The 20,644-nt window shown below is 72.6% G+C and carries 17 protein-coding genes; 7 read left to right on the plus strand and 10 right to left on the minus strand.

Going from position 1 to position 20,644, the window contains the following annotated elements; all coding sequences use genetic code 11:
• Positions 1-553: 553 nt before the first annotated feature.
• Complete coding sequence (locus LCH29_RS39825) at positions 554-1,003, plus strand: PTS sugar transporter subunit IIA (protein ID WP_446466568.1); 450 nt, start codon at positions 554-556, stop codon at positions 1,001-1,003.
• Between the two features lie 95 nt (positions 1,004-1,098).
• A complete protein-coding gene (gene ptsP / locus LCH29_RS39830; RefSeq protein WP_446466569.1) occupies positions 1,099-2,769 on the plus strand; it encodes a phosphoenolpyruvate--protein phosphotransferase in 1,671 nt (556 codons plus the stop codon).
• Between the two features lie 84 nt (positions 2,770-2,853).
• Here the strand turns inward: ptsP and LCH29_RS39835 are convergent, their stop codons facing one another.
• The 5 genes from LCH29_RS39835 to LCH29_RS39855 form a co-directional block, all read right to left on the minus strand.
• Positions 2,854-3,768 carry a hypothetical protein gene (locus LCH29_RS39835; protein ID WP_446466570.1) on the minus strand — a complete coding sequence of 305 codons (915 nt, stop codon included), beginning with the start codon at positions 3,766-3,768 and terminating at the stop codon, positions 2,854-2,856.
• 102 nt (positions 3,769-3,870) lie between these two features.
• Positions 3,871-5,157, minus strand: coding sequence for an NAD(P)/FAD-dependent oxidoreductase (locus LCH29_RS39840; RefSeq protein ID WP_446466571.1), 1,287 nt, complete (start codon positions 5,155-5,157; stop codon positions 3,871-3,873).
• A 9-nt stretch (positions 5,158-5,166) separates the two neighbouring features.
• Positions 5,167-5,985: an amino acid ABC transporter ATP-binding protein gene (locus LCH29_RS39845; protein WP_446466572.1), complete on the minus strand. Its 819-nt coding sequence runs from the start codon at positions 5,983-5,985 to the stop codon at positions 5,167-5,169.
• Positions 5,982-6,752: an amino acid ABC transporter permease gene (locus LCH29_RS39850; RefSeq protein ID WP_446466573.1), complete on the minus strand. Its 771-nt coding sequence runs from the start codon at positions 6,750-6,752 to the stop codon at positions 5,982-5,984. The genes LCH29_RS39845 and LCH29_RS39850 overlap by 4 nt, the downstream gene beginning before the upstream one ends.
• Positions 6,753-6,765: 13 nt before the next feature.
• Positions 6,766-7,704 carry a substrate-binding periplasmic protein gene (locus LCH29_RS39855; protein ID WP_446466574.1) on the minus strand — a complete coding sequence of 313 codons (939 nt, stop codon included), beginning with the start codon at positions 7,702-7,704 and terminating at the stop codon, positions 6,766-6,768.
• Positions 7,705-7,926: 222 nt separating this feature from the next.
• Here LCH29_RS39855 and LCH29_RS39860 point away from each other — a divergent pair, with 222 nt between their 5' ends.
• Positions 7,927-9,147 (plus strand): CdaR family transcriptional regulator, encoded by a 1,221-nt coding sequence (locus tag LCH29_RS39860; RefSeq protein WP_446466575.1) that lies wholly within the window; start codon positions 7,927-7,929, stop codon positions 9,145-9,147.
• Here the strand turns inward: LCH29_RS39860 and LCH29_RS39865 are convergent.
• Entirely contained in the window at positions 9,144-11,162 is a 2,019-nt protein-coding gene (locus LCH29_RS39865; protein ID WP_446466576.1) for an acetoacetate--CoA ligase, read from the minus strand. The two genes, LCH29_RS39860 and LCH29_RS39865, sit on opposite strands and share 4 nt — an antisense overlap.
• A gap of 267 nt (positions 11,163-11,429) precedes the next feature.
• On the opposite strand from LCH29_RS39865, the gene LCH29_RS39870 reads away from it, so the two are divergent.
• Positions 11,430-13,811 carry a glycoside hydrolase family 31 protein gene (locus LCH29_RS39870; protein WP_446466577.1) on the plus strand — a complete coding sequence of 794 codons (2,382 nt, stop codon included), beginning with the start codon at positions 11,430-11,432 and terminating at the stop codon, positions 13,809-13,811.
• A 28-nt stretch (positions 13,812-13,839) separates the two neighbouring features.
• Positions 13,840-14,637 carry a M15 family metallopeptidase gene (locus LCH29_RS39875; RefSeq protein ID WP_446466578.1) on the plus strand — a complete coding sequence of 266 codons (798 nt, stop codon included), beginning with the start codon at positions 13,840-13,842 and terminating at the stop codon, positions 14,635-14,637.
• 4 nt (positions 14,638-14,641) lie between these two features.
• Here LCH29_RS39875 and LCH29_RS39880 read toward each other — a convergent pair whose 3' ends face one another.
• The 4 genes from LCH29_RS39880 to LCH29_RS39895 all read right to left on the minus strand — a co-directional run bounded on the left by LCH29_RS39880 (position 14,642) and on the right by LCH29_RS39895 (position 18,850).
• Complete coding sequence (locus tag LCH29_RS39880; protein ID WP_446466579.1) at positions 14,642-15,454, minus strand: ABC transporter permease; 813 nt, start codon at positions 15,452-15,454, stop codon at positions 14,642-14,644.
• Between the two features lie 225 nt (positions 15,455-15,679).
• Entirely contained in the window at positions 15,680-16,537 is an 858-nt protein-coding gene (locus LCH29_RS39885; protein WP_446466580.1) for an ABC transporter permease, read from the minus strand.
• 4 nt (positions 16,538-16,541) lie between these two features.
• Positions 16,542-17,720, minus strand: a complete 1,179-nt coding sequence (locus LCH29_RS39890; RefSeq protein ID WP_446466581.1) for an ABC transporter substrate-binding protein — start codon at positions 17,718-17,720, stop codon at positions 16,542-16,544.
• A 92-nt stretch (positions 17,721-17,812) separates the two neighbouring features.
• A complete protein-coding gene (locus tag LCH29_RS39895) occupies positions 17,813-18,850 on the minus strand; it encodes an ABC transporter ATP-binding protein (protein ID WP_446466582.1) in 1,038 nt (345 codons plus the stop codon).
• Between the two features lie 109 nt (positions 18,851-18,959).
• Between LCH29_RS39895 and LCH29_RS39900 the strand changes: the two genes are divergently transcribed.
• Together LCH29_RS39900 and LCH29_RS39905 are read left to right on the plus strand one after the other, a co-directional pair.
• Positions 18,960-19,418 carry a Zn-ribbon domain-containing OB-fold protein gene (locus LCH29_RS39900; RefSeq protein ID WP_446466583.1) on the plus strand — a complete coding sequence of 153 codons (459 nt, stop codon included), beginning with the start codon at positions 18,960-18,962 and terminating at the stop codon, positions 19,416-19,418.
• Entirely contained in the window at positions 19,415-20,629 is a 1,215-nt protein-coding gene (locus LCH29_RS39905) for a lipid-transfer protein (protein ID WP_446466584.1), read from the plus strand. The genes LCH29_RS39900 and LCH29_RS39905 overlap by 4 nt, the downstream gene beginning before the upstream one ends.
• Positions 20,630-20,644: the final 15 nt, after the last annotated feature.

The raw sequence follows: 20,644 nt of genomic DNA on the forward strand, positions 1-20,644 counted from the left end.
GGTGACACATCACGAGAGCGGAACAAGCCGGAGGAATAGTCCAGCTCGTTCACAGCGTCCTCGCTGTGTTTTTCTTCAAAGGAACCTCGACCACATCATGTGATGCGGACGGGGTATCAACATATCTGGCGTTGACTTTTGGCACGCTGTTGAGTTCTCAAGGAACGGACGCTTCCTTTGAAACCGTATCACCGGTTTCTCCGGGCGCTTCCCTTCGGTGCTTCACACGCTATCAGACGCTTTTCCGTTTTCCGAATCCGCATTCTTCGCATGCATGCGAAAGCAGATCCGGGAATTGGATCAAGTGACTGAAGGTGCCGCCCTCACCTGGACGCGCCCGCAGCTGACTGCGATGCTTCATCCGGATGGGCAGGAGTACGACAGTACAGCGCCTCACGCGGCCGTGGCAAATCGTTTCGGGGCCCCTGGGTGGGTCTCCGGCCTGCGCCGCTTGTGCGGAATCCCAAGTTCCTATGACTTACGCTTCTGGGCAGTGCGCTGCCCGGACAGGCGGTGACGGCGCGAGATGGATCTTCACCCCGGGAGGCTTCCCATGACCACCGTGACGTCTCCGCTCAGCGGGCGCGCGATCGGACTGACAGCGGTTCCGGATCCGGTGTTCTCGGGCGCCATGGTCGGTCCGGGTACGGCGATCGACCCGGTGCTCGAGCCCTCCGTGGCGGTGGCTCCGGTCGACGGCATCGTCGTCTCGTTGCACCCCCACGCGTTCGTGGTCGTGGACGAGGAAGGACATGGGGTGCTCACCCACCTCGGGATCGACACCGTGCAGCTGAACGGTGACGGCTTCGAGGTGCTCATCAACAAGGGGGACACCGTCAAGCGCGGTGACGCGATCGTGCGCTGGGACCCCGCGGTGGCCGTGGCCGCCGGCAAGTCGCCGATCTGCCCGGTCGTCGCCCTGGAGGCCACGGCCGAATCCCTCTCCGCGGTCCGGGAGGACGGCGACATGAAGCCGGGCGACGCGCTCTTCAGCTGGACGTGACCTCGACGCCGTCCGGAACCGGTCCGGGCGGCGTCGACGGCTAGTACGACATCCACCACGGCGGGGTTCCGCCGTATCAACCGGGGACAGGTGACATGGAGACAACGCTGCGAGGCGTCGGCGTGAGCCACGGGGTGGCCATCGGCGAGGTGCGCCACATGGGCACGGCGGTGCTGGAGCCACCGGCGAAGCAGATTCCGGCCGACGAGGCCCCGCGGGAGCAGGGGCGGGCGCGCCAGGCGGTGGAGGCCGTGTCGGCGGACCTGGTCGCGCGCGGCAATCTCGCGGGCGGCGAGGCCCAGGCCGTGCTCGAGGCACAGGCCATGATGGCGCAGGACCCGGAGCTGATCGCCGACGTCGAGCGGCGCATCACGGTGGGCAGCACGGCCGAGCGCGCGGTGTACGACGCCTTCGCCGCGTACCGGGCGCTGCTGGCCGGGGCCGGGGAGTACCTGGCGGGCCGGGTGGCCGACCTCGATGACGTACGGAACCGGATCGTGGCGCGGCTGCTGGGTGTGCCGATGCCGGGCGTGCCCGACAGCGACGAGCCGTATGTGCTGATCGCGCGCGATCTCGCCCCGGCCGACACGGCGCTGCTCGACCCGACCCTGGTGCTCGGCTTCGTGACCGAGGAGGGCGGGCCGACGAGCCACAGCGCGATTCTGGCGCGCGCCCTCGGGGTGCCCGCCGTGGTGGCGCTGCCCGGTGCCGGGGAGCTGATCGAGGGCACCATGATCGCCGTGGACGGCAGCACGGGCGAGATCTTCGTATCGCCGAGCGAGGAGAAGCGGGCGGAGCTGACCCGGGCCGCCGAGGAGCGGCGGGCGGCGCTGGCCGCCTCGTCCGGTCCGGGCGCGACCTCCGACGGGCACAAGGTGCCGCTGCTGGCGAACGTCGGCGGTCCGGCGGACGTACCGGCGGCGGTCGAGGCGGGCGCCGAGGGCGTGGGGCTGTTCCGGACCGAGTTCCTCTTCCTCGACGACAGCACGAAAGCGCCGTCGGAGGAGAAGCAGGCCGAGGCCTACCGGCAGGTGCTGGAGGCGTTTCCCGAGGGCCGCGTGGTGGTGCGGGTCCTGGACGCGGGCGCGGACAAGCCGCTGGACTTCCTCACCCCGTCCGATGAGCCCAACCCGGCGCTGGGCGTACGCGGACTGCGCACGCTGCTGGACCACCCCGAGGTACTGCGGACGCAATTGACGGCGCTGGCCAAGGCGGCGGAGGGGCTGCCGGTCTACCTCGAGGTGATGGCCCCGATGGTGGCCGACCGGCTGGACGCCAAGGCGTTCGCGGACGCCTGCCGGGAGGCCGGGCTCCAGGCGAAGTTCGGCGCGATGGTGGAGATCCCGTCGGCCGCGCTGCGGGCCCGCTCGATCCTCCAGGAGGTCGAGTTCCTGTCGCTGGGGACCAACGACCTGGCCCAGTACACGTTCGCCGCGGACCGGCAGGTGGGTGCGGTGTCGCGGCTTCAGGACCCGTGGCAGCCCGCGCTGCTCGACCTGGTCGCGGCGTCGGCCGAGGCCGCGCAGGCCGAGGGCAAGAGCTGCGGGGTGTGCGGTGAGGCCGCGTCCGACCCGCTGCTGGCGTGTGTGCTGACCGGTCTGGGTGTCACCAGCCTCTCCATGGGTGCCGCGTCGATTCCGTATGTCCGCGCCACGCTGGCCAAGCACACCCTCGCCCAGTGCGAGCGGGCCGCTTCGGCGGCGCGCGCGGCGGACACCGCCGAGGATGCCCGCCGGGCCGCGCAGGCGGTGCTGTCCGGCGAGTGAGCCGATGAGCTGAGCGATGGGCTGAGCAGGGCGAAAGGGCCCGTCCCGCCGCGGTGACCGCGGCGGGACGGGCCCTTCGCCGTGTCACCCCGCTTCGTCCTCGGGCCGGGGCAGCGGGAGGCCCGCCCGGTACTCGACGCCGTGCTCCGGTGGGATCGGCTCGCCGGTCTGCGCGTCGGTGCAGTACGCGGTGAAGACCTCGGCCTCGCTCAGCGGGCGCGGCCAGCCGTCGCGCAGCGACCAGCCGCGGACCGTGTCGGGGGCTCCGGACCGACTCGTCCGCAGGACGATGCCGCCGGGGCTTCCGGTGGCGATGCCGCAGGCCAGCACGGTGCGGAAGACGAGCGCGCCGGGCTCGGCGAGCGTCGGCGGGCGCCCTTCCCGCGCGGTGGCGTGCACCGCGGCGGCCAGGGGCGTGTCGTCCACCGGGACGCTGCACACCAGGTGGTGCAGGCCCGGCCCCGCCGCGTCGAGCACCGCGTGCAGCGCGGCGGCGGCGCGGTCGAACGCCGCGCGGGCGGTGGCGTCCCCCTGGCCGCCGCAGCCGCAGCAGCCGCCCGCCCGGGCGAGCACGGCCGCGGCGTACTCCCAGGTGGCGCGCTCCTCGGCAACGGTGATCAGGCGCGGCAGCAGCTCGTCGATGGGCTGGCCCTCGTAGACGACGGTGGCGCCCGTGGACGCCACCTCCGCCGTGTACCGGCTGCGGCTCGCGGGGGTGTCCGGGTCCAGCCGGGTGTGGGCGCAGTACTCCTCGTACGCGACCGGGTCGAAGAGGGCGACGGTGGTGTGCACGCCCTGTGACGCCAGCGCCCGCAGCAGCGCCTCCATCCGCCGCAGGTACCGGGAGTGGTCGTCGAAGCCGAACGACGCGTATCCCCGCATCGCCGCGAAGTCGTCCTCGGCCGCCAACAGCGCGACCGCGCTGGGCACTTCCCTGCGTAAGGCCCGGATCGCGGTGGGCTTCCCCCGGTGCGTGCCCCCCGTGTCGGTGTGCGCCATGACTCCCCCTCAGTGCGGACGTTCAGTGCTCACTCACCGTAACCGGGGGCACTGACAACGCTCCGGCGGACGCGTCATCGGGCTGTCAGCCGCGGAAGGCCGTCAGCCGCGGAGCCGGTCGAGGCCGAACGGGGTGAGGGCGGCGGGGCGGCGGCCGGTGACGACGTAGGAGGCCAGTTCGTTGCCGGTGACCGGGCCGAGCGTCACGCCCAGCATTCCGTGGCCCGTGGCGGTGAAGGCGTTCCCGGAGCCGGGCACGCGGTCGATGACCGGCAGTCCGTCGGGCAGGAACGGCCGGCCGCCGACCCAGGGGTCGCGGATCAGCGCCACCAGGTCGTCGGGATCGTCGAACCACTGCCCGAGGTAGTGGCGGCTCGCCCGGGCGACGGCGACGATCCTGCGCCAGTCGAGCCGGTTGTTGTTGCCGCTCAGCTCCATCGTCCCCGCGATGCGGGTGGTGCCGCCGATCGGGGAGGCCACCGCCCGGTGTTCGCCGAAGTACAGCGTGTGCGTCGGTGCGGGGTCGAGGTCCACGGAGAAGCTGTAGCCCTTGCCCGCCTGGAGGGGCAGGTGGTGGCCCAGCTCGCGCAGCAGGTGCGCGGAGCGCACTCCGGCCGCGACGACGACGGCCGAGCAGGGGATCTCGCCGGTGTCGGTGACCACCGCGGTGACCCGGTCCCCGGACGGTCCGCGCCGGAAGCCGCTCGCGGCCACGTTCTCGTGGACCTTCACCCCGGTGGCCGCCAGCCGTTCTTCGAGGGCCCGGGCGAAGGCCACCGGGTCCAGGACGCCTTCGCCGGGGACGAGGTAGGCGGCGCGGACCGCCGGCGCCAGCGAAGGGTCCAGAGCCGTCGCCTCGGCGCCGGTGCTGACGTCGTCCGGGAGCGGATAGCGGCCGTCCGCCATCTGCCGCTGGAGCTGGAGGTGGTGGCGTGCCTCGCCGGGCGAGAGGAACGCGTGCACCATGCCGGGGCGGCTGAGAGTAGTCTCGACCCCCGCCTCGCGCAGCCCGTCGAAGAGTGCGAACGTGCTGCGGTTCAACTCGGCGATCGCCGCGTAGCCGCGCCGGAACGCCGCGGGCGTGCTGCTGCGCCAGAAGCGCCACAGCCACCGTACGAACGCGGGGTCCGGCAGCGGGCGCAGATAGAGCGGGGAGTCCGGCCGCCCGAGGGAGCGTGCCGCGTACCGCAGGACGCCGGGGGCGGGGACGGGGGTGGAGTGGCTGAGGCAGACCCAGCCCGCGTTGCCGCGGGAGACGCCGGAGCCCACCCCGCGCCGTTCCACGATCTCGACCGGCAGCCCGCGTTCGGCCAGGTAGTACGCGGTGCACAGGCCGACCACCCCGCCGCCGACGACCACCACGGGTCCGCTGCCGTGCCTTGTGTCCATGGCGCGTCCCTATTCGGCGGACTCGTAGGTGGTCAGGAACGCCCGGGTCCGGGTCTGTCGGGGGCGGCCGAGCACCTCGGCGGGCGGGCCCGCCTCGATGATCCGGCCGCCGTCGACGAAGGCGACCCAGTCGGACACCTCGCGGGCGAAGGGCAGTTCGTGGGTGACGAGCATCATCGTCATCCCCTCCTCGGCCAACTCGCGCATGACCCGCAGCACTTCGCGGGTCGCCTCCGGGTCGAGCGACGAGGTGGGTTCGTCGAAGAGCAGCACTTCGGGCTTGAGCGCGAGCGCCCGCGCGATGGCGACCCGCTGCTGCTCGCCGCCGGACATCTGGTCGGAGTGGGCGAGGCCGCGGTGGGCGAGCCCGACCCGGCGCAGCAGCACGACGGCGCGCTCCAGGGCCTGCCGTTCGGGGACGCCCGCCTTGACCTGCGCCAGCATGACGTTCTCGACGGCGGTCAGGTGCGGGAAGAGGTGGAAGCGCTGGAAGACCATGCCGACCGTGCGGCGCAGCCGGGCGAGGTCGCGGCAGACGGTCCGCCCGTCGCTGTGCACCGTCTCGCCCGCCACCTCGATGGTGCCGGTGTCCGGCCGCTCCAGCAGGTTGACGCAGCGCAGCAGTGTGGTCTTGCCGCCGCCGCTCTGCCCGATGACGCTGACGATCCGGCCGCGCGGGACGTCGAGGGAGACGTCGTCGAGGACGCGGCGCCCGTCGAAGGACTTGCCGAGGTCTCTGATCCGTATGACGGCGTCGGTGGGCCGCTGGGCGGTGGTCCCGGTCGTCGTGCCGGGGGCCTGGGCCGCCGCGGTGACGGGCTCGGTCATGCCGTCGCCTCCTTCGGGGACGGTGGGTCGGCCGGGGCGGGTGCCTCGGCGAGCAGGGCGCGGGCGGTCCGCAGCCGTCGCCGCCGCCTCGGGGTCAGCGGCTTTCCGGCGCGTATGGCGCGCTCCAGGGCGAGCAGCAGTTGGGACAGCGGGTAGCAGAGGGCGAAGTACACGGCCGAGATGACGAGGTACACCTCCAGCGCCCGGAAGGTGGAGGAGGTGATGAGCCGCGCCTCGGACATCAGCTCGGCGGCGGAGATCGTGACCAGCAGGGAGGTGCCCTTGAGCAGGTCGACCAGCATGGTGTTGGTGCCGGGCAGCGCCAGGCGCAGCGCCTGGGGGAAGATCACGTGTCCGAAGACGCTGAGGCGGCCCAGGCCGAGCGCCTCCCCGGCCTCCGTCTGGCCGTCGTGGATTCCGCTGATGGCGGCGCGGAAGATCTCGGACAGGTAGGCGGAGTAGAAGACGATGAGGCTCAGGCATCCGGCGGTGAAGACGTCGAGGCGGATGTCGACCGAGCCCAGGCCGAAGTAGGTCAGGAAGATGATGGCGAGCAGGGGGATGTTCTTGAACAGCTCGGTGTACACGGCGGCCAGCGCGCGCAGCGGCCATACGCGGCTCAGCCGCAGCAGCGCCACCACCAGGCCGAGGAGGGCCGCGCCCGCGAAGCTCACGGCGGTGTACGACATCGTCTTCAGCAGGGCGTCCAGCAGATCGGAGCGGTAGTCGGTCCAGGGGACCTGGAAGAGTCCGGCGGCGGTCGTCACGTTCGTGGCCTCCTCACTGCCCGGCGGTGCCGATGGACGGGGCGTTCCAGTCGGCGGGCCGGTCGACTCCGCGCCGTGCGGGGGCGACGTCGGAGGCGGGCTTCAGGAACTGTGCGGGGTCGCCGCCCCACTTCTTGATGAGCTTCGTCAGCTCGCCGTTCTCGTACATGGCGTCGATCTGGGCGGAGATGGCCTTCTCCAGCTTGGTGGCCTTCTTGGGGAGGTAGAAGCCGGTCTGGTACGGGCGGAAGTACTCGTAGGCGGGCTTGGCCTTGACCTGTGCGGCGGTCGGCGGCGTCAGGTATTGGGTCTTGATCTGCTCGGACCGTTCCTTCTCGGCCGCGATGATGATGAGCGGGTCCAGGAAGCCGACGTCGATGCGGCCCGCGGCGAGGTCGTCGAAGACGCCGTTGGCGTCGGGGTAGGCGCGGAGTTTCGCGCTGGGGACGGCCTTGATGGACTTGACCCAGACGTAGCCCTCGACGGTGCCGAGGCGCAGTCCCTCGAGGTCGTTGATGGTCTTGTACGTCTTGCCCGAGCCGACCGCCATCGCCGGGGGCGAGTAGTAGGGCGGGTCGGTGAACAGTCCCTGCTTCTGGCGGTCCTTGGTCCAGGCGACGCCGCCGATGGTGATGTCCATCCGCCGGGACTGGACCCCGGCGAGCATGCCCGCGAAGTCCGTGGTCTCGGGCTGGATGGTGAGGCCGAGCTTCTTGGCGGCGTAACTGAGGATGTCGCCGTCGAGGCCGACGATCTTGCCGTCCTTGACGGTGGTGTAGGGCGCGTAGGGCTGGACGGCCACCTTCAGGACGCCGGGGTCGATCGTCCCGAGCGCGGCCGTCTTCGCGGAGACCTTCTTGGGGGCCGCGGCGTCGCTGTCCGATCCACAGGCGGTCAGGGCGAGGAGCGGCATGACGGACAGGGCTGTGAGGAGGATGCGTACACGGGCCATCGGATCGGCCTTCCGTGTCAGGGCTGGGCAGGGCCCGCCGTTCACCGCGTCATCACCGCGGCGGGGGTGTGAATTGCCCCATACGCTACGAGTGCACCGAGCTTCGGTCACTGGTTGCTTCGTACGAATATATGGCGAGGAAGAAGGGGCGCACTGTATGGTGCGTCCCACTTCGCACCGCCCCGCGCGCCCCTTCCGCGCACCTTTCGACGGGGGTTCCGCATGCTCAGCCCGTCACTCGCCCAGGAGATCGCCGGGGACACCTCGGCGGTCATCGGATTCAACGTCCTCATCACCGACAGTGAGGGCACCGTCATCGGCAGCGGCGACCGGAGCCGCATCGGCACCTTCCACGAGGCGTCCGTCGAGGTGCTGCGCACCCAGGAGCCCGCCACGCACACCACCGCGCAGGCCCAGTCCCTGCGGGGGGTGCGCCCTGGCGTCACCCTCCCCCTGGTCCGGGACGGGCACGCGGTCGGCACGGTCGGGATCACCGGCACGCCCGCCCAGGTGGGCCGCTTCGGGCTGCTGGTGAAGCGGCAGACGGAGATCCTGATGCGGGAGTCCGTACTCCTGCGCTCGCGGGTGCTCAGGGAGCGGGTGCTGGAGGATCTGATCGCCGACGTCGCCTCGTACGACGCCCAGGTGGTCGAGCCCGACTTCATCGTCTTCCGCGCCGCGGAGCTGGGCTTCGACCTGCGGCTCGCCCGGGTCGCGGTCGCGATGGAGGTGACGGTGCCGGACGGGGAGCGCCGGGGCGGCGGGCGCGGCCACGGGACCGGGTACGCCGGTGGGCACAGGGCCCGGGACACCGCACTGGTCCGGCCGGAGCTGCTGCGCACCGTCCGCGAGGCGTTCCCCGATCCGCAGGACATCGTCGCGAGCGCCGCCCCCGGGTGGATCGGGGTACTGCACCGGCTGCGGGGCGAGGCGTTCCACCCCGGCGTGGCGGCCGTGTGCGGACGGCTCACGGAAGTGGTCGACGCGCGGTACGGCCTGGTGCTCCGCGCCGGGATCGGCGAACCGGCCACCTCGGTCGGCGGGCTGCACGACTCGTACCAGGACGCGTGCGACGCGCTGCGGCTCGGCGCCCGCGTCGCCGCCGATGCCCCCGACGCCCACGTCCACCTCATCGGCGATCTGCGCGGCCACCAGCTGCTGGCCGCCGTCGGGCAGCACACCCGGGCCCGGCTCATCGCCCTGACCACCCTGGATCTGCGCGGGCAGCCGGACTGGCCGGTGCTGCGGGAGACGGTGGTGGCGTGGTGCGAGAACGGCTTCAATTTGGTGCGGGCGTCGGCGGCGCTGCACATCCACCGCAATACCCTCGTCTACCGCATCAACAAGATCGAGCAGATCAGCGGCCGCTCACTGCGCGACCGCCGTGCGCTCTCCCTCTATCTGGCCTGCCTGGCCGACCAGTTGGACACCACGCACCCCTAGTCGGCCGAGACGCCCTTCGTCCGGGCCAGGCGCTCGTAGTACTTCAGCAGATCGATGTCGTCCACCGACCCCGGGTTGACGGCCTTGTCCAGGGACGTGCCCTGGAGGAGGCGCTTGACCGGGACCTCGATGCGCTTGCCGGTGAGGGTGTGGGGGACGCCCGGCACCTCGATGACCTCGTCGGGGACGTGGCGCGGGGAGAGTTCGGTGCGGATGGTGGTCTTGATGCGGGCCAGCAGGTCCTCGTCGAGGGTGGCGCCCGGGGCGAGGTGGACGAAGAGCGGCATCCAGTAGCCGCCGTCGGGCTGTTCGACGCCGATGACGAGGGATTCGCGGATCTCGGGGAGGCGTTCGACCGCCTCGTAGATGTCGGCGGACCCCATGCGTACGCCCTGCCGGTTGAGGGTGGAGTCGGAGCGGCCGTGGATGACGACGGTGCCGCGCGAGGTGACCGTGATCCAGTCGCCGTGGCGCCAGACGCCGGGGAACATCTCGAAGTAGCTGTCGCGGTAGCGGCTGCCGTCGGGGTCGTTCCAGAACCGGACCGGCATGGACGGCATGGGGCGGGTGACGACCAGCTCGCCGACCTCTTCCACCACCGGCCTGCCCTGCGGGTCCCACGCCTGGAGATCGGTGCCGAGCCCGGGGGCCTGGAGCTCGCCGATGTGGACGGGGAGGGTCGGCACGGCGCCCGCGAAGCAGCTGCACACATCGGTGCCGCCGCTGACGGAGGCGATCCACATGTCCTCGGCCACCTCGTCGTGGATCCAGCGGAAGCCGTCCGGCGGCAGCGGCGAGCCGGTGGTGGCGACGCACGTCACGCGGGACAGGTCGAAGTCGCGCCCCGGGTGGACACCGGCCTTGCGGCAGGCCATGACGTACGCGGCGGAGGTGCCGTACAGCGTGGTGCCGGTGCGCTCGGCGATGCGCCACTGGGCGGCGGTGTCCGGATAGCCGGGGCTGCCGTCGTACAGGACCACGGTGGCGCCGGACAGCAGGCCGGACACCAGGAAGTTCCACATCATCCAGCCGGTGGAGGTGTACCAGAAGAAGCGGTCCCCGGGGCCCAGGTCGCAGTGCAGGCCCAGCTGCTTGAGGTGTTCCAGCAGGATGCCGCCCTGGGACTGCACGATCGCCTTGGGCAGCCCGGTGGTGCCGGAGGAGTAGAGCACCCACAGGGGGTGGTCGAAGGGCACCTGCTCGAAGACCGGCTCGCTCGCGTCGCGGACGATGTCGTCCCAGGCCAGCGCCCCCTCGGGGGCGGGGGTGCCCAGCAGCGGGATGTGGACGACGGCGCGCACGGTGGGCAGTTCGCGGCGCAGCTCCGCGACGGTCTCGGTGCGGTCGTGGGTCTTGCCGCCGTAGGCGTAGCCGTCGACGGTGAACAGGACGACCGGCTCGACCTGCTGGAAGCGGTCCAGGACGCTGCGGGCGCCGAAGTCGGGGGCGCAGGAGGTCCACACCCCGCCGACGGCGGCGGTGGCGAGGAACGCGATGGCGGCCTGCGGGATGTTGGGGAGGTAGCCGCTGACCCGGTCGCCGGGGCGGACGCCGAGCCGGCGCAGCGCGGCGGCGGCCGCGCCGACCCGGGCGCGCAGCTCGGCCCAGGTGACGGGGCGCGGCTCATGGGTCTCGTCGACGTGCAGCAGCGCGGGCTCGTCGGCGCGGGCGGGGTCCTCCCCGGCGCGCAGCGCGTGCTCGGCGTAGTTGAGGGTGGCGCCGGGGAACCAGCGGGCGCCGGGCATGGCGGGGTCGGCGAGCACGGTGTCGTACGGGGTGCCGAAGCGCACCTCGAACCACTCGGCGACCGCGCCCCAGAAGGTCTCCAGCTCCTCCACCGACCAGCGGTGCAGCGCGGCGTAGCTCGCGGCCGGGTCACCGGGGCGGGCGGCGGGCGCACCGTGCCGCTCGGCCGCCCAGGCGTGGAAGCGGGTCAGCTGGGCGCGCTCGATCCGGTCCGCGCCGGGCTGCCACAGGGGGCCGGGCAGGTCGTCGGGGTGCGCTGCGGTGTTCATCTGTGTCGGCTCCCGGGAGGTCCGCTTCGGTCCGCTTCTATCCGCTTCGGTGCATGTGATCCGGTTGGTCCGCATCGTCTGCCGCATCTGCGTCCGAGCAGGACGATGCCATGTGATCGACTTGTGCACCAGGGGCGCCACTCCACATCCACCGTCGAGGGGTATGTGGGACGACACATGCGTGGTGAGTGGCATGTGGGACGACCACGGGTGAACGGCAGTTGAACTATGGTCGCGTCCTGCCTCGTCAATGGCACAGTGATCAGTATGAATGCGCGTGACCTGGTGCGGTCGGTGAAGGTGGTCGGTACGGCGCAGGGGCTGCGATCCCTGCGCTGGGCGTGGCGGCGCCGGCGTTCGGACGCGACCGGGCTGCCGCGGCGGGGCGCGGAGCTGGCGCGGGTGCCGGGTGTGGTGGAGGGCGCGGATCCGCAGCCGGGCGGTGGGGTGGTGCGGTTCGCGCGGTCCTCGCTGCGGGTGCGGGTGGCGGCGGGCGGCGCGGTGTTCTGCGGCTGGGACGGGGCCGAGCCTGAGCCGTCGTACGCGCTGGACGGCGCCTGCCCGGAGGCCGACGAGCGGGCCCAGCTGGAGCCGGACACGGACGGCGGCTGGCGGGTGGTGTCGGAGCGGGTGACGGTCGCGGTGTCGCGCATGGGCACGGTGGAGGTGCGCACCCCGGGCGGGGTGGTGCTGCGGCGGGATCTGCCGCCGCGCTGGTGGGAACCGGCCGAGGCGGTGATCGACCGCGGCTGCGGGGGCCGGGGCGCGGGGGTCACGGACGCGCGCTGGCACCAGCGGTCGGAGGTGGCGGCGGACGCGCGGTTCTTCGGGCTCGGCGGACGGGCGGGCGGCCCGCGGCTGAGGGACGGCTCGTACCGGCTGTGGAACACCGACCCCGGCGGTGGCTTCGGGCCGGACGACGACCCGCTGTATCTGACCATGCCGGTGCAGCTGGTGGTGGCCGACGCGGGCACCCATCTGGTGTTCCACGACAACTCGTGGGACGGCACGGTCACCCTGCGGGAGGGCGAGGAGGGCGCGGGCTCGGGGCACGACCGGCCGGGCGGGGTCCGGATGCGCATGGAGGGCGGGCCGCTGCGCTACTGGGTGTTCGTGGGCACCCCGGCGCGGGTGCTGCACGGCTGGGCGGCGCTGACCGGCTCCCCCGCGGTCCCGCCGGGCTGGGCGCTGGGCCACCACCACGCGCGCCGGGGGTTCGGCGACGCGAACGAGGTGCGGCGGGTGGTGGCGGGCTACCGGGAGCGGAACCTGCCGCTGTCCGCGCTGCACCTGGACATCGACCACCTGGCCGGGAACCGGGTCTTCACGGTGGACGCGGCGCGGTTCCCCGATCTGCCCGGGCTCGCCGCCGAGCTGCGCGCGGACGGGGTGCGGCTGGTGTCGATCGTGGACCCCGCGGTGAAGGCGGAGCCGGGCAACGCGGTGTACGACAGCGGGGCGGCTGCGGAGGGGTTCGTGACCGACGCCCGCGGCCGTGAGGTGCGCGGGGTGATGTGGGCGGGCGAGTCGGTGTTCCCGGACTTCACCGATCCGCGGGTGCGGAAGTGGTGGGGCGGGCTGTACGCGGAGCGGCTGGAGCAGGGCTTCTCCGGGGTGTGGCACGACCGGTGCGAGCCGGTGTCGTTCGCCGCCTTCGGCGAGCCCACGCTGCCGCGCTCGGCCCGGCACGCCCTGGAGGGCCGGGGCGGCGACCACCGGGAGGCGCACAACGTGTACGGGCTGGCGATGGCCCGGGCCGGGTACGAGGGTCTTGGCGAGCTGCGCCCCGACGAGCGGCCGTTCGTCTTCTCCCGCTCCGGCTGGGCGGGGCTCCAGCGGTACGGGGGCAGCCGGTCCGGGGACGTGGCGACGGGCTGGCCGGGGCTGCGCGCCTCGCTGGCGCTGGTGATCGGGCTCGGGCTGTCGGGGGTTCCGTACTCCGGTCCGGACATCGGCGGCTTCACCGGCTCCCCGTCGCCGGAGCTGTATCTGCGCTGGTTCCAGCTGGGCGCGTATCTGCCGCTGTTCCGTACGCATTCGGCGATCAACGCCGGGCGGCGCGAGCCGTGGGAGTTCGGGGCCGGGGTGCTGGAGCACGCCGCGGCGGCGCTGCGCGAGCGGCAGCGGCTGCTGCCGTACTTCATGACGCTGGCGCGGCTGGCGGAGCGTACCGGCGCGCCCTATGTGCGGCCGGTGTGGTGGCGGCAGCCCAAGGACCGGGCCCTGCGCGACTGCGAGGACGCCTTCCTGCTGGGCGACGCGCTGCTGGTGGCCCCGGTGCTGGAGGAGGGCGCGGTGCGGCGGGCGGTGCGGCTGCCGCGCGGCCGCTGGTACGACACGGCGACGGGCCGTGCCTACGAGGGCCCCGGGCAGGTGGTGGTCGACGCCCCGCTGTCCCGGATCCCGGTGCTGGCCCGGGCGGGCGCGGTGATACCCGTCGCGTCGCCGGACGGCGGCGTGGAGCTGGAGGTGTGGCCGCCGTGCCAGGGGCGCAAGGGCGGCGGGTCGCTGGCGGTGGACGCGGGCGACGGCTGGGACAAGGCGGAGCTGGTGCGGTTCGTCTCCCGGCCGCGCGGGGACGAGGTGCGGGTCGAGCGGGAGGGCGGCGTCGAGGCGGGGTATCCGGTGCGGGTGCGCGGGGGTTCATGACCCGGCGGAACTGGGTAACTCGGTGTCCATGCCAAGAATCACCGCCGCGCTGCGTGCGCTCGCCCTGCCCGTCGCCGCATCGATGGCCCTCGCCTCGCCCGCCCCGGCGCAGGCGGAGGGCGAGCCCGAGGCGCCGAAGGAGTTCGTGGCGCTGAGCGATGTGGATCCGACGATCCGCCAGGAGATCCGGTACTTCACCCCGCACAACTTCACCGGCCGCCCCGTCGAGGGCTATCGCAGGCCGCTGTGCCTGCTGACCCGACCGGCGGCCAGGGCGCTGCACCGGGCGCAGCGCCAACTGCTGCGCCGGGGCTACACCCTGAAGGTGTACGACTGCTACCGTCCGCAGCGCGCGGTGAATACCTTCGTCGACTGGGCGAAGGACCTGGACGACCAGCGGATGAAGCGCGAGTTCTATCCGGACGTCGACAAGACCCGGCTGTTCGAGGACGGTTACATCGCCGAGAAGTCGGGCCACAGCCGCGGCAGCACCATGGACCTGACGATCGTGAAGCTGCCCGCGCTGCCGACCCGGCCGTACGTTCCGGGCGAGAAGCTGGTGCCGTGCTACGCGCCGCAGAAGGAGCGCTTCCCCGACAACTCGGTGGACATGGGCACCGGTTACGACTGCTTCGACACGCTCTCGCACACCCTCGACCCGCGGATCAAGGGCACGCAGCGGGCCAACCGGCTGCTGCTCAAGGGGGCGATGGAGGCCCAGGGCTTCGTCAACCTGGCCGAGGAGTGGTGGCACTTCACCTATAAGCCGGAGCTGTTCCCGGACACCTACTTCGACTTCCCCGTCTCCCGCCGGTCGCTGCACTGAGGTCTCACAGCCGCCCGCCCGCGGTGTCCGAGGACAGCCGCTGCGCGATGGCCACGGGCACCACGGACAGGGCGATGAGCAGGGCCGCGACGACGTTGACGACGGGGGCCTGGTGCGGCCGGGCCAGGTTCTCGTAGATCCAGATGGGCAGGGTGCGGGTGCCGGCACCGGCGGTGAAGGTCGTCACCACGATCTCGTCGAAGGACAGCGCGAAGGCGAGCAGCGCGCCCGCGAAGAGCGCCGAGCGCATGGCCGGGAAGGTGACGTGGCGGAAGGTCTGCCAGGGGCGCGCCCCGAGGTCCGCGGACGCCTCGGCCATCGAGGGGGCGATCCGGCGCAGCCGGGCCGCCACGTTGTTGAACACGACCACGACGCAGAAGGTGGCGTGCCCGACGACCACCGTGAACAGGCCGAAGCCGATGCCGAGCGGGTCCAGGACGGTGCGGAAGGCGGCGTTGAGGGCGATGCCGCTGACGATGCCGGGCAGCGCGATCGGCAGCACCAGCAGGAAGGACACGGTCCGTCGGCCGAAGAAGCGGTGCCGGTGGACGGCGTACGCGGCCATGGTGCCGAGGACCAGGGCGATCCCGGTGGCGGCGAGCCCGGCCTTGAGCGAGGTGAGCAGGGCGTCGCGGGCGCCGTCGTTGTGCAGGGCGGCGCGCCACCACTCCCCCGTGAGGCCGCTGGGTGGCCAGCCGAAGGAGTGGTCGGCGTTGAAGGAGTTGAGCAGGACGAGCAGCAGGGGCGCGTAGACGACGGCGAGTCCGGCGGCGGTGACGCAGCCGAGGACGATCCGGGCGGTGCGCGAGAGCCTCATGGGGCATCCCCCAGGGGGTGTCTTCCGGACCAGGCCGGATCAGGGAGCGGGGTCAGGGGGCACCTCCCAGCGGTAGCTGGGGGAGCGTGCGATCGCAAGGCGGAGGAGGAGAGCGCAGCGGCGCTGCGTGCGACGACGACAACGCGGCGAGAGGGGGCACCTCCCAGCGGTAGCTGGGGGAGCGTGCCAGGGCCCGCGAGCCCGGCATGGTCCGGAAGACACCCCCTAGAGCGCGTCGAGGGCGCCGGCGCGGCGTACGGCGGCCAGGTAGCAGACGATGAGGACGACGGGGACGGCGGAGAGCGCGGCGGCCATCGGCAGGTCGAGGGTGACCTGCGAGGCGATGGCGTTGCCGAGGAGCTGGGTCTTGCCTCCGACGATCTGCACGGTGATGTAGTCGCCGAGGCTGAGCGAGAACGTGAAGACGGACCCGGCGAACAGGGCGGGGCGCACGGCGGGCAGGACCACCGAGCGCAGGGTGCGCCAGGTGCCCGCGCCGAGGTCGGCGGAGGCTTCCAGGGTGCGTTCGGGGAGCCGTTCCAGGGCCGCGTACACCGGGAGGATCATGTACGGGAGCCAGAGGTACGCGAGCACCAGGACGACGGCGGGGGTGCCGTAGCCGGGCCCGTGCAGCCCGAGCGGGGAGAGCACGGAGTTCACCACGCCGTCCTCGCTCAGCATCACCCGCCACGCGTACGCCTTGACCAGGTAGCTCGCCCACAGCGGGGTGAGCACGGCCACCAGCAGCGGCCGCCGCCGGCGCGGGCCCGCGACGCGCGCCATGCAGAAGGCCATGGGCAGGGCGAGGAGGGCGTCGAGGAGGGTCACGGCGACGGCGATGGCGAGGGTGCGCAGCGCGATGGTGCGGTAGACGGGGGTGGTCAGCAGCTCCTGGATGTTGTCGGTGTTCCAGGTGCGGACGACGTCGGAGGTGAAGGAGTCGGTGGTCCAGAAGGCGGAGAGGAGGAGGACGGCGAGCGAGCCGAGGTAGGCCAGGGTCAGCCACAGCAGGGGCGGGCCGAGGAGCGCGGCCAGCCGCAGCCGCGCTCCCCCGACTCCGACTCCGGCCCCGGCGCGACGCACCCCCTCAGCCCTTGACCTCGGTCCAGGCGCGGGTCCATTGGGCGTAGTCGGTGCAGGTGGTGTTCTTGCGGCCGTCGAGGCACTGTTTGATGGGCGTGGTCCAGAAGTGGACGCGCTGGAAGTACTTCTCGTCGTCGGCGTGGAAGACGGCGCAGTGGTTCGGGTCGGAGGTCTCGGCGCACGCCTTGCGGTTGGCGGGGGCCTCGCCGAAGTACTCGGCGACCTGGGCGTTGACCTTCGGGGAGACGATCCAGTCGAGCCACTTGTAAGCGCAGTTGGGGTGTTCGGCCTTCGCGGACACCATCCAGGTGTCGGACCAGCCGGTGGCGCCCTCCTTGGGGAGGACGGCCTTGACGGGCGCCTTCTCGGCCTGGGTGAGGTTCGCGATGACCTGCCAGGTGGTGCCGATGACGCTGTCGCCGCCCTTGAAGGCGGTGATCTCCTTCTGGTAGTCGCTCCAGTATTCGCCGATCGCCTTGTGCTGCTTCTTGAGGAGGGTGACGGCGGCGTCGAGCTGCTTCTTGTCGAGCGCGTACGGGTTCTTGATGCCGAGCGACGGCTTGGCGTGCTTGAGGTAGAGCGCGGCGTCGGCGATGTAGATGGGCGAGTCGTACGCGGTGACCCGGCCCTGGTGCGCGTCGGCGTCGTCGAAGACGGCGCGCCAGGAGTCGGGGGCGGGCTTGACCTTGTCGGTGCGGTACATGAGGAGGTTGGCGCCGCGGCCGTGCGGGATGCCGTACATCCGGCCGTCCTTGGAGTTGAACGGCTGCTGCTTGAGGGCCGGGAAGATGTCCTTGTAGTTCGGCACCAGCTTGGTGTTGACGGGCGCGGCGTCGCCGGAGGCGATGAGGCGCAGGGTGGCGTCGCCGGAGGCGGAGACCGTGTCGTACTGGCCGGTCTTCATGAGGGACACCATCTCGTCGGAGGTGCCGGCGGTCTTGGTGCTGACCTTGCAGCCGGTCTTCTTCTCGAAGGGGTGGACCCAGTCGGCCCGGGGGTCGTTGGAGCCGTCCTCGGCGTAGCCCGCCCAGGCGATGATGTTGACCTTGCCCTCGCCCTTGCCGAGCTTGTCGGGGGCGTGCGCGGCCTTGCCGTCGTCGTCGGATCCGCAGCCAGCGGCGGTCAGCAGCAGCGCGCACACGGCCGCCGCGGACCTCCACGCGGATGTCGTCCTTTTCCGCATCCGGTCCTCCTCGTCCCACTTGGCACTCGAGGCCCCGTCAGTATCCGCGCGGCACGTATGCCGACGCCAGGGTGCCTCCGGCACTCCATGGGTCAACCGGGCACCGGGAAGGCGTCCTTCTCGTCCCAGACGAGCCTGATCTCGGCCTGGGGGCGGGCGGTGGGCGGGAGTTCGGCCAGGTTCTGCCGGTGCACCGTGAGTCGGTCGCCGTGTGGGAGCGCGATGGTGAAGCGGGTGTGCGCCCCGGCGTGCACGATGTCGGCGATGCGCCCCGTGACCGTGCGCTCGCCGTCGAGCGGGGCGTCGGCGGGGTCGGCGAGCCGGATGCGCTCGGGGCGGATGCTGTACGCGCCGGGGCGGCCGACCACCCGGACCGCGGTCTCGCCGCGCAGCAGGTTGGTGGTGCCGACGAAGCCCGCGACGAAGGCGGTGGCGGGGCGTTGGTACACCTCCAGGGGCGGGCCGGTCTGTTCGATCCGGCCGTCGGAGACGACGGCGACGCGGTCGCTCATGGTCAGCGCCTCCTCCTGGTCGTGGGTGACCAGGAGGAAGGTGATGCCGGTGGTGCGCTGGAGTTCCTTCAGCTCGGTCTGCATCTCCTGGCGGAGCCTCAGGTCGAGGGCGCCGAGCGGTTCGTCGAGGAGCAGCACGGCGGGCCGGTCGACGAGAGCCCGGGCGAGGGCGACGCGCTGACGCTGCCCGCCGGAGAGCGCGTCGGGGCGGCGGGACGCGAAGCCGTCGAGGCGGACGGTGGCGAGGGCCTCGTGGGCGCGGGCGGTGCGCTCCGGCTTGCGGACGCCGCGCACGGTGAGCGCGTACGCCACGTTCTGCTCGACGGTCATGTGCGGGAAGAGCGCGTAGTCCTGGAAGACGGTGTGCACATCGCGGCGGTGCGGGGGCAGCGCGGTGACGTCCCGTCCGGCGAGTGCGATACGGCCGCCGGTGGGCCGCTCGAACCCGGCGATCAGGCGCAGCAGGGTGGTCTTGCCGGAACCGGAGGGGCCGAGGAGCGAGAAGAACTCGCCCGCGCGGAGGGTGAGATCGACGGCGTCCAGCGCCCGTACGGTGCCGCCGGTGCCGAACTCCTTGGTGACGGCCGTGCAGCGGACCGCCTCTTCCGTCTCCGCCACGCTTGGCTCCCCTCCATCGGTCCTGCACCTGGGTTACCCGTCGTGCGGTCCCTGTGCAACACTTCTGACGTTCCGTCAGGTATTCAGGGCCTCACCGCCGGGAGAAGCCGTGGCATCTGCGCGTACGCCCGTGGTCGCCGGGTGGTTCACCTCCGACGACGGGGACTTCCGGCTGCTGGGGACCCGCTGCCGGGCCTGTGGCGCGGTGTACTTCCCGCGCGAGGACACCTTCTGCCGGGCGCCCGGCTGCGCCGGTGCGGAGCTGGACGAGGTGCCGCTGTCGCGGCGCGGCCGGGTGTGGTCGTACACCGACGGCCGCTACCGCCCGCCCGCCCCGTACCCGTCCGATCCCGCGCGCGACTGGGAGCCGTACACGCTGATCGCCGTGGAGCTGGCCGCCGAGCGGATGGTGGTGCTCGGGCAGGGCGTGCCCGGGGTGAGCGTGGCGGATCTGGCGGTCGGCATGGAGGTCGAGGTGGTGCCGGGGGTGCTGGCCGGGGAGGGCGGACAGGGCTGGAGCACCTGGCACTGGCGGCCGGTCCCGGCGGACGCGGAGGGGGCGTCGTGACCGGCGAGGTGGCGGTGATCGGCGCCGGGATGCACCCGTGGGGCAAATGGGGCCGGAGCTTCGTGGAGTACGGGACGAAGGCGGCGCGGGCGGCGCTCGCGGACGCCGGGCTCGACTGGCCGGACATCGCGTCGGTGGTCGGCGCGAACACCGTGCGCTGTGGCTATCCCGGCCAGGTGGCCGGGGCGACCTTCGCCCGGGCGCTGGGCTGGCAGGGGGCGCGCGTCACCAGCGTGTACGCCGCCTGCGCGTCCGGTGCGCGGGCCATCGACACCGCCCGCGCCCAGATCCTGTCCGGCATGGTGGACACCGTGCTGGTGGTGGGCGCGGACGCGGCGCCCAAGGGTTTCTTCGCACCGTCCGGCGGCGACCGGCCCGACGACCCGGACTGGCTGCGCTTCCGGGTGCTGGGCGCCACCAACCCGGCGTACTTCGCGCTGTGGGCGCGCCGCCGGATGGCGGTGTACGGGGACACGCCCGAGGACTTCGCGGCGGTCAAGGTGAAGAACGCGGCCGCGGGGGTGGCCAACCCTCACGCCCGCTACCGCTCCCCCGTGACCGCCGAGGAGGTGGCCGCGTCGCCGGTGGTGGCCGATCCGCTGCGGCTGCTGGACATCTGCGCCACCTCGGACGGGGCCGCGGCGCTCGTGCTGAGCAGCGTGGACTTCGCGCGGCGGCACGGGGTGGCGGCCCCGGTGCGGATCCGGGCCGTCTCGTCCGTCTCGCCGGTGTATCCGCGGACCGCGCTCGACCTGCCGAACATCGCCACCGACTCCATTCCTGATTCCGCCACCGACTCCGCCGCGGCGTCCGGTCCGATGCCGGACGCGTTCCGCCCGTCGATCGCGCGGGCGGCGTACGAGGAGGCGGGGGTCGGGCCGGAGGATCTGTCGCTCGCCGAGGTGTACGACCTGTCCACCGCGCTGGAACTGGAGTGGTACGAGGACTTGGGGCTGTGCGCCGCCGGGGAAGGCGCGAAGCTGTTGCGGGAGGGCGCGACGGCGCTCGGCGGCCGGATCCCGGTCAATCCGAGCGGTGGGCTCGCCTCCTTCGGGGAGGCGGTTCCGGCGCAGGCCATCGCCCAGGTGTGCGAGCTGGCCCAGCAGCTGCGGGGGCGGGCGGGCGACCGCCAGGTGGCGGGGGCGCGGGTGGGCATCACCGCGAACCAGGGCCTGTTCGGCCATGGTTCGTCGGTGATCGCCGTGCGGTGAGGTGAGTGCGGCGCG

Source organism: Streptomyces sp. BRA346 (assembly GCF_052851135.1).